Origin of the sequence: Shewanella sp. MF08487 (assembly GCF_050848685.1) — a bacterium.
Classification (GTDB): domain Bacteria; phylum Pseudomonadota; class Gammaproteobacteria; order Enterobacterales; family Shewanellaceae; genus Shewanella; species Shewanella glacialipiscicola.
In genome coordinates, this window is record NZ_JBOZPB010000046.1 from 1 (window position 1) to 9,491 (window position 9,491).

General features: G+C 44.4%; 10 protein-coding genes and 1 pseudogene. 4 read left to right on the top strand and 7 right to left on the bottom strand.

Going from position 1 to position 9,491, the window contains the following annotated elements:
- From ACRN9H_RS19310 to tnpC, 3 genes are all read left to right on the top strand, one after another.
- Positions 1 to 783: Tn3 family transposase (locus tag ACRN9H_RS19310; RefSeq protein ID WP_432315830.1), on the top strand; the 783-nt coding region annotated here is incomplete at its 5' end.
- A gap of 37 nt (positions 784 to 820) precedes the next feature.
- Positions 821 to 1,156: an IS66 family insertion sequence element accessory protein TnpB gene (tnpB, locus tag ACRN9H_RS19315; RefSeq protein WP_192937895.1), complete on the top strand. Its 336-nt coding sequence runs from the start codon at positions 821 to 823 to the stop codon at positions 1,154 to 1,156.
- Between the two features lie 92 nt (positions 1,157 to 1,248).
- Positions 1,249 to 2,808, top strand: a complete 1,560-nt coding sequence (tnpC, locus tag ACRN9H_RS19320; RefSeq protein ID WP_099458459.1) for an IS66 family transposase — start codon at positions 1,249 to 1,251, stop codon at positions 2,806 to 2,808.
- Positions 2,809 to 3,273: 465 nt separating this feature from the next.
- Here tnpC and ACRN9H_RS19325 read toward each other — a convergent pair.
- The 7 genes and pseudogenes from ACRN9H_RS19325 to ACRN9H_RS19355 form a co-directional block, all read right to left on the bottom strand.
- Positions 3,274 to 3,543, bottom strand: a pseudogene (locus tag ACRN9H_RS19325) (IS481 family transposase); the annotation flags it as partial.
- Between the two features lie 15 nt (positions 3,544 to 3,558).
- Positions 3,559 to 4,131 (bottom strand): peptide-methionine (S)-S-oxide reductase, encoded by a 573-nt coding sequence (locus ACRN9H_RS19330; protein WP_011711651.1) that lies wholly within the window; start codon positions 4,129 to 4,131, stop codon positions 3,559 to 3,561.
- Positions 4,128 to 4,628: a peptide-methionine (S)-S-oxide reductase MsrA gene (gene msrA / locus ACRN9H_RS19335; RefSeq protein ID WP_011711652.1), complete on the bottom strand. Its 501-nt coding sequence runs from the start codon at positions 4,626 to 4,628 to the stop codon at positions 4,128 to 4,130. Before msrA ends, ACRN9H_RS19330 begins: the two co-directional genes overlap by 4 nt.
- 2 nt (positions 4,629 to 4,630) lie before the next feature.
- Entirely contained in the window at positions 4,631 to 5,077 is a 447-nt protein-coding gene (msrB, locus tag ACRN9H_RS19340) for a peptide-methionine (R)-S-oxide reductase MsrB (RefSeq protein WP_011711653.1), read from the bottom strand.
- Between the two features lie 236 nt (positions 5,078 to 5,313).
- Entirely contained in the window at positions 5,314 to 5,829 is a 516-nt protein-coding gene (locus ACRN9H_RS19345) for a YkgB family protein (protein ID WP_011711654.1), read from the bottom strand.
- A gap of 137 nt (positions 5,830 to 5,966) precedes the next feature.
- On the bottom strand, positions 5,967 to 6,521 hold the full coding sequence (locus tag ACRN9H_RS19350; protein WP_011711655.1) for a carboxymuconolactone decarboxylase family protein: 555 nt from the start codon (positions 6,519 to 6,521) through the stop codon (positions 5,967 to 5,969).
- A 58-nt stretch (positions 6,522 to 6,579) separates the two neighbouring features.
- The gene (locus ACRN9H_RS19355; protein WP_223290059.1) at positions 6,580 to 6,741 is read right to left on the bottom strand and encodes a peptide-methionine (S)-S-oxide reductase; all 162 of its coding nucleotides are present in this window, start codon (positions 6,739 to 6,741) and stop codon (positions 6,580 to 6,582) included.
- An 868-nt stretch (positions 6,742 to 7,609) separates the two neighbouring features.
- Between ACRN9H_RS19355 and ACRN9H_RS19360 the strand changes: the two genes are divergently transcribed.
- Entirely contained in the window at positions 7,610 to 8,896 is a 1,287-nt protein-coding gene (locus ACRN9H_RS19360; RefSeq protein ID WP_000257537.1) for a GAF domain-containing protein, read from the top strand.
- Positions 8,897 to 9,491 lie beyond the last annotated feature (595 nt).

Sequence of the window (9,491 nt, forward strand, 5' to 3'; positions counted from 1 at the left end):
ATAAAGCCAGAACGGCATTCCACTGACACCCATGGCACCAATCAGGTTAATTTTTGGATTTTGCATGCATTTGGATATCATTTTGCACCTCGTTATCGTGATTTGCATAAGAAAATGGATACGTTAGTCGGCTCACAACATCCCAATGAGTGTGGTGACTGGCTAATAAAGCCTGCCCGAAAAACCAACGATGAATTGATTGAACGTGAATGGCCCAATATTCAACGGATCATGGCATCGCTAGCTCAAAAAGATGTTACTCAAGCCACGATTGTTCGCAAACTCTCGAGCTATTCGCGTCAGAATCAGACCAAGAAAGCATTATGGGAGTTGGAAAACATATGCCGAACGCTATACATTCTCGACTTTGTCGACGATGTTGGCTTACGTCAATGTGTACAAAAAGCATTAAATCGTGGCGAAGCCTATCATCGTCTTAGACGAGCAGTTGCATTTGTTAACGGTGGAAAATTCAGAGTAAAAACAGAAGAGGAGCAGCAAATATGGAATGAATGCTCTCGGCTCATCACCAACGCGGTCATTTACTACAACACAGTGCTGCTATCTCGTGTCTATGAACAGAAGCAAACAGTAGGAGATCAAAATGCACTGGCTCAGCTTCACAGTATTTCGCCCGTTGCATGGCAGCACATCAATATGTATGGCAATTTTGAGTTTAGTCCATCAACCTCAAAAATAGATATCGATGCATTGGTTGCTCGATATGCTGAACCAGAATATTGGAAGCAAGCGCTGATTGAGAACGAGAATTCAAGTGAGTGATTTTAGAATTTAAAGCTAACTTTACATTTTTGGCGCGTTGGGCAAATTTAGCCATAAACAGCCGGTCGACTTTCGTAAATCCATTAATGGCTTATCGTTGCTGGTCGAGCAAGAGATGCAGCTCTCGCCATTTAGCGGCGCACTGTTTGTGTTTTGTAATCAGCAGCGTACCCGGTTAAAAGTACTGTACTGGGATAGCACCGGGTTTTGCCTGTGGTACAAACGGCTTGAAAAAGACAAGTTCCGCTGGCCACGGCAGATGCCTGGCAAAATACTGTCTATTAGCGAGCAGCAATGGCATTGGCTGTTGCAAGGTGTCGATATCCAAAAAATCACCGCCCATCAGCCACTGCATTACCAGAGTGTGGGCTGATATGACGATCGGCTATAAATCCTTATGATCGCATCCAAAACAATCTAAATCTTACCAAGCACTTAGCTAAATTGGCCGTTATAATGGCGGCCATGAAAAAGATACCAGACACCTTACCTGATGACGTTGCACTGCTCAAGAAAATGCTGCTTGAGCAGACGCAAAAGCTTGAGCGCAAACTGGCGCAAAAAGATAAACGCATCGCCAAATTAGAGCGGGTTAACCAGCAACTGTCGGACAAGTTGCAGCAGTTGCTGGAGCGTTACAACCTGAAGAAGTACCAGAAATTTAGCCCCAGCAGTGAAACCTATGAAGGTGAAGGCGAGGTGTTAAATGAGGCCGAACAGCTTATTGAAGACGAGTCAGTAGCGACAGAGCCAGATACTCAGACGACCGAGAGCGCTAAGAAAGCTGCTAAGCCACGCCGCCCACGGATTGCCCCTGAGCTGCCGCGCGTTGATGTTATCCATGACATTGACGATAAAACCTGTGCTTGCTGTGGCCATGCGCTACATCAAATGGGTGAGGAAGTCAGTGAGCAAATCGAGTTCGTACCGGCACAAATCCGGGTGCTCAGAAACGTGCGGCTGAAATACAGCTGCCGGCAGTGTGAAACCACGGACACCAAGGTCGACATTAAAATTGCCGATGTGCCACCGGCGGTTATCCCTAAGAGCATGACCACACCGAGTCTGCTTGCCCAAATCATCAGCAGCAAAATGCACTATGGCTTACCGCTTTATCGTCAGGAGCAGTTGTTTAATCAGGCCGGTATTGAGCTTAGCCGTCAAACGATGAGCCGCTGGCTGATAAGCTGTGCAGAGAAACTGAAACCGTTACTGGCGTTAATGAAAGCTGAGCTTCTGAAACAGCCCGTGCTGTGGGCAGATGAAACCACGGTTAATGTGCTGGATGTTGAGAAAAGCACCTGTTATATGTGGGTATATGGCTGTGGCTTAGAAAAAAGTACCGGCCCCAAGCTCGTGCTGTTTGATTATCAGGATAGTCGCAGCAGTAAACATCCCACCGACTTCCTGGCGGGGTTTAACGGTTATCTGCAGGTCGACGGTTATGCCGGATATGAGAAAACCCACGCAACCTTAGTCGGCTGCTGGGCGCATGCCAGACGCAAGTTCGTCGAAGCCCAAAAAGCGCAGGGCAAAGGCAAAACGGGTAAGGCCGATGTGGCCCTTAACCATATCCAGAAACTCTATGCGCTGGAGAGTAAATTAAAAACTGCGCCGCCTGATAAGAAATATGAAGCCAGGCAAACGCTAGCCAAGCCGTTGCTCGCGCAATTCAAAAGCTGGTTGGATAAATCAAGCGAGAGTGTCACGAAAGAAAGTTTACTGGGAGCGGCTATTACGTATAGCCTGAATCAGTGGCCCAAGCTTGTCCGCTATCTGGATGATGGCTGTCTGAATATCGACAACAATCGTGCGGAGCGCGCCATCAAACCGTTCGTGATTGGTCGCAAGGCGTGGTTGTTCGCTAATACCAAGACGGGAGCACAAGCCAGTGCGGCACTGTACAGCCTGGTCGAGACCTCAAAAATCAACGGACTGGAGCCGTATGATTACCTATGCCGCTTATTAACCGAGCTACCCAAAGCCAACACCCAAGAGAAACTACAGCAACTCCTGCCTTACTGATCACCAGCCACACCGCAAGGTGTGGTTGGCGTTACGCTTACCTCTGGTTGGTGATGATCCGCAGTAGTGCACTTTTCATAAAAATCGCCTGCAAAATATACATTAAATCAATATATATCAGATCAGTGCATATTGGTAGTGTCAAGGTTAAATAATAGGCAATTTTGTACTAGGTAGCGTTTTAATTTGATTATGGACTTTATGCTATACCGATAAATACACAGGAAATTTTTTTCACAAAAGTGTATGAATGTTGATAGAAGCAACAAGCTACCATCGAAGGGCGTTTCCAAAGATATTGGTATAACAGAGCATCGAACAGACTCAGTTGGAAAGGATCTCGCGTAGAAGCTCTATCATCTTCACGGATAACTCGCGTTTCCAACGATAAATTAGTTTGGGATTATGTAGGGTAACGTTGTTGTATCGTTATGTGATTTTACTCACTTAGCGCGGTGTACAGAACTACTGGATCAGATCAGTTTCAACTGACGTTCTGCCGTTGCACATTTTGCCCTGATGAGTTCGTTCATTGTTGTAAGACAGCCACTCATCCTGATCATTTTGCCGCGTCTCCAGCGTTTGATTAACTTGTTGCGAAAAGCCACCTGATAAAACTCGTTCAGGATCGCCTTATCAAACTGCTCGCAGATCCCATTCGTTTGCGGTGACATCGTTTTAGTTTTCGTGTGATCGATGCCACTACTAGAGTTGGTAATCATGACGCTCGAACTTGCAGAGTAGCACAGCCTATATCGATGTTAACTCTACACCTGACTCTGTCAATTTATGCGTATCAACATAGTGGCTGAAACGTGCTAATAAGAAGGTGAGTTTTGGATGAATGTACCTTTGACAAAATGGTCTGTTGGGTGCTGTATAAAAGTAGTCGATAAGCTCAGTTTTATTCGCTTTAAAATCCTTAAAAAAATAAACCTGAGTAATGACTGGCTGCTCAAAATCAGCTCTACAGGCATCTAATATGTTTACAGCCTGGTTATACTGAACCTCATCATAAGCGTATATCGCTGAACGATATTTACCACGCATTGAGTGGTTTGATGTGCTCGCGTGAGTATGTAAATGGATTTCGATCAAGGTTGATAAAGAAATAACAGTCGGATCAAAAACCACTTCAATGGCTTCGCTGAACTGAGCGTTGTCACCAATTGAGGCGATCCAACCTTGATTGACAGTAGCAATGCCAATAAGTGATGAAAATACGCCTTCGGTGCACCAGTGACAACCACCGCCTAAGCCGATTGTATTAAGGGTGGTTGTCGTATGCAAATTGCAAGTCTGTGTGGGCTGCTGCAAACTCATTGAGATGAGGGCAACTTCCAGTCTGGTCTGGGGAAGTGGCAGGTATAGCCATTTGGTCGGAGTTCCAAATAGTCCTGATGCATAGCCTCCGCTTCCCAAAAATCACTTGCAGGTTCGACTTCAGTCACTACTTTTCCAGGCCATAATCCCGAAGCATCCACGTCAGCAATGGTTTTTACTGCCTCAGCATGCTGTGCCTCAGAGGTATAATAAATGGCTGAGCGATAAGATGTGCCCTTGTCATTACCTTGTCTATTTACTGTACTAGGGTCATGAATCTGAAAGAAAAACTCTAAAATTTGTCGATAGCTGGTGATTTCATTATCGAACATTATTTCAATGCCTTCAGCATGGTTACCATGATTGCGGTAGGTAGCATTAGCCACTTCACCACCGGTATAACCTACTCGGGTTGAAGTGATACCGGGACGTTTGCGGATAAGATCCTGCATGCCCCAAAAGCAGCCACCGGCTAATACTGCGCGTTCAATTGCCATAATTAAATGTCCTCTACTTGGTCTAAATACTCTGCGTAACCTTTACTTGCCATTTCTTCCCTAGGAATAAAACGTAATGACGCTGAGTTAATACAATAACGTAGGCCACCCTGGTCTTTGGGACCGTCTGAAAATACATGGCCTAAGTGACTGTCGCCATGAGTTGAGCGCACTTCTGTGCGGGTCATGCCGTGCGACCTATCAGTGATTTCAATTACGTTGACAGAGTCTATCGCTTTGGTAAAGCTCGGCCAACCACACCCTGATTCATACTTGGCAGAAGACGCAAATAAAGGCTCACCTGACACGATATCCACGTAAATGCCGGGCTTGGTGTTCTTTAGCAATTCACCAGTCCCTGGACGCTCTGTACCATTTTCTTGCGTCACCCGATACTGCTCCTTAGTCAGAGCAGAAATCGCATTCATAGATTTTTGATAGGTATTCATAAATGTCCTCTTATAGAGTAGAGCCATGTGCCTTTCAGATTATAAGAGACCTTCTGTTTACAGAATTTATTTCACTTAGGCCGTTAACCCGAAAAAATGATCTGATCCAGTAGTTCTGTACACCGCGCTAAGTGAGTAAAATCACATAACGAGGTGCCTATGACAGCTAAAAAGAACTGCAAGACCTATACCGCAGAATTTAAGGCCCTCTAACTTATAGTTGTTTCGGATGCGGCTTATTTGTTTTTGTGCTCCAGTGCTGTAAGTGATGTGCCTACGATAAATATAGACACGACAAACAAGCCTAAATCTTTTAGCAAAAACTGGCCAGGAACCACAGAGATCGCAGGAAACCCAAGAGATGCCTCAAAAACACCGGGTGTAGTCAGCATGAACGACAATGTCGTAAAAAAGAGTCCGGTTGAAAGTACACCGCCCAAGATTGCGAGCTTAGGGGAGAAAACTCGTGCAGCGATTAACAGGCCAACTGAAATTTCAAGCACACCCAGAAAATTTGAGAATCCTTGAATGCTGAGGAAACTATACATCCATGAAAGCAGAGGGCTATTACTAACAAAACCATGTATACCGTTTGCTTCGTAGCTAGTGAATTTCATACCACCAAACCACAAATATATTATCGTCATGGCAACGTAGATGCCACCTATACCAAACTTAGTGACTTTTGCACCGAGATTATTACTAAGGATATTGGTAGTCTGGACACCATTTTCAATTTCGGGAATAGTCATCTTATATCTCCAATTATTTTTAGCCATGTGGACTCACTCTATGTAGCCCACTAAAATGATATGACTCTTGAGAAAAACTATATGTTTACTCGAGTCGAACCTAACTTAGGTAATTGCTGTAGTTGAGCACCAATGGATTAGACATCAATGCCTAGTGGTTGAACGGCCGGGAAGTCGACCTCGGTCTGTGTCACTTCGTTAACGTAGTTAGTGAAAGTGTTCAGGGCAACAGCCAACAGAATATCCACTACATGTGCATCACTGTAGCCAGCGTTCAGCACCGCTTGGACCTGGTCATTGCTGACTTGCCCGCGCTGGCGGACTACGGCGGCAGCAAAACGCACGGCTGCGTCGGCCTTAGGGTCATTTGATGCACCGCTGCGGTTGGCAGTGAGTTCAGCATCATCAAGCTTGGCCACCTTACGGCCTAGGAAGGAATGGCCAGCAAGGCAATAATCGCAGCCGTTGATCTCAGCGACGGCTAGGGCAATACGCTCAAGAGTCGCTGTACCCAAGCCGCCCTGTGCTGATGCTGCGCTCAATTGCAGGTAGCCAGTCAGCGCAGCAGGGCTGTTGGCAACGACGCGGAACATGTTAGGAACGCGGCCCAGTTGTTTTTCCACAGCCTTGAGTGAGGTATGGGTAGCAGTAGGCGCGGCGTCGATTGTGGTAGGGGTGTTCAAACGTGACATAAATTTCTCCTAGTGATTTGAAAGACAGCACGCTGTATTGGCGTGGAATAAATTGTATTTAAGAAGGTTCTGCTTGATAATCCGTTGCTATCAGACAGCTCATCTTCACGTCTTGCGCAGTCGCCATTTCAGTGCCACTACACACCTTCGTTGACGTCACGCCGTCCTGATTTCTAAGGAGGTCTTCGAGACTCCAAAAACACCCTCCGGCAACGATCACATTATTTATTTTTCATAAAGCCTCCTTGGTTTTTATCTATTTACTAATGGAACTGAATTTACAGCATGTAAAATAGATATAACATGCTCAATAGTTCGTATAATGTGACTTATTAGACAGTTTACGTAGGGGCTATGTATGGATGCAGACTTTGGATATCAGATTAAAAGAGTTGTGAAATTAAGGGTTCACGAAAAACTGCAAATATAGGGCAAATCAGATTGTCTATACCCATAATTTAGAGCGCCCGAGCATCAGGAACTCACTGAAAGCAGACGTTTCTGAAAATAAACAAGGCACAGCGCTTGAAAATTTCGAGACATCAACGTTTTGCCAAAAGGCTAAAAATGCGTGCACTACTCATTTCGCATTTAAAGAGAGCATCGGTTATTAGGCAATAACGATGTGGCCAAAATTTGTCGACCACTACACTATCTCGTAAACGAGTTTGATAGACGTCAACTAGTACGTATTTTTAGTGTAAGGTCATATTAATGCACGATGCTAAACTCTGCTGTGAGCTAGGTAGGATGTATAAATACCATAAATATTTCAATGCTTTACTTTTTAAAGCTCAAGTGAGTTACTCAGTTCCGACTGTTGGTGGCAGATTTGGAATCTCGCGATTTGTCTTAAATGTCAGCCAAGCAAGTCTCTCGCTAATAAAGTGTTGACTATCCCTGACAAAGTAACAATTTCTTGCCATAATCAGACTTAAGCACTTTACTTAGAGTGTATGTGCGCCGCTTAATGCATCAATGCTGCTAATTCCCTGATTGACATCAATCACTTTGTTTCCTGTTTGATACTCTGAGATAAACAAGATCGAATGATGCAAAAGGGGACTATTTAAATACTGAGGGAACAAATGGCAGTAGATTTGAGCATAGAAACCGCTCTGCTCCTAGAGCGCTGGCAAGGCATTGTAAACTCGATGGCTCAAGTCGCGGAAGTGCCTTGTGTGCTGATTAATCGATTAGATAAAAACGAAATTTGTCAGGCTGTTGGCAGTGTGTCAGTACCAACTTTTTATTGCGGTGAACCTGTTCCATTGGCACTTAACACTTATTGTTCCCAAGTCATTTCCAGTAACCAGCCATTACTAGTTGAAAATGCAATCGGTACCCGATATGAAAACAATAACCCAACATTTGCAGCAGGCTTTAGTTATTACTATGGCCTGCCATTGCTTTGGCCTAGCGGAAAAACTTTCGGTACTTTGTGTATGTTGGACTTTTCAAGCCCAGATCGGGCATCACAACACTGTTCCTTACTCACACTTTTTAAGCAGGCCATTGAATACGATTTACAGATGCTTCAACAACAGCAAGATCTGCTAAAGCGTGAGCAACAAGCAGACAAAAAATTTATACAACTATTCAATGAGATGTCAAATAGGATAAGACCGGTAACTAATAATAAGTTGCTTCAATCTGAGTTGTTTGTACTTTTGACAAGCCAATACCAATACTGGCATCAGGAACTGGATAAGCAGCTTAATCAAACCGTCCTGACTGATGAAAACTCCATTCATATAGCGGCACTGGTTCGAATTTGGTCAAATTTGTTGGCGATTGCCCATGAAACAGAATGGTTGAGAGCTACGGCAGTTCTAGAACCTTATAGTTGTGATGCTGTTGCGTCACTGGTCAATGCAACTCCATTATTAGAACAAGCAGTGTATAAAACAGCGCTGACCCTTGGTGCTGATCTCGTTTTGAGGAGTCATTTGCCTAATCCACTGTTACTAAGTGGGAAACCAGAGTTATGGTCTCTGATAGGACTAGCTATCACGAGCTTTTTAGTTGTTGGCGCCAGCGGTACAAGTATAACTATTTTTGTCAGTAACCGATTAAAAGGTAAGTACAGAGTTTTGGAATGGTCCCTTCTTGTAAAAGGCCAGACGATGCCGCTGCGTTTTACCCGCGATAATCAAGCGCTTTATGGTTTTGCAACAGTATGTGCCGAGTTAGCGGGTGCTGTTCTTGAATCTGGTGAGTGGCAATTAACTGAGAGTCTTCAGCAACAGAGTCGTTATCTCAACTCAAATCGTGATCACGTTGACGACATTGAAAGCAGGAATGCTTCAAGAACTGCTAATGGCATAACCAGGCTTATCTGCTTATCGATACCGGTGATGGGAGACGATTTATAAACACTCAGCGATGATCAGCGAAGTTGTGTTTTAGTTTTCTTGTTGGCACTACATCCGGTATGGCGGCCTTTAATCTGAGAGTGACACTTGGGATAACTGAAAAACTGGCTGTGATTCTGCTGAACGGAGCTTGGTGCTAAGCATGTTGGCGTCATTCAAAGCAAGGTCAACACTGCTATTAACGTTTACGATTATCTGACGGACGTGCTGCTGCGCGTCAACCAACATCCAGTAAGCAAGGTACATGAACTAATGCCGAAGTTACGGAAAGCTCAGTTCGAAAGCGCATTACAGCGTTCAGCTCTATTTAGCAATCCCGATGCTTCGGTAAAATAAGCCACGGAAAATGCTCCGGAGGCCGCATGCACACTAAATAGATGACGTTAGACGAAGAGTTGGATTTAAACGAGCAAATTATAGAGCCTGCGACCGGAAAAGCCAAAAGTTTATAAATACAGCTAAAACTCAAATCAAGCAGGCGAATATTGTACAAAACAATACCATTGCTACAGAGATAACTTCAAGTCTGACAGATCTATGCTAGAGTTAAATCAACGATTTAATTCATTTTTCTATGCAGGATCTTTGAAAAATG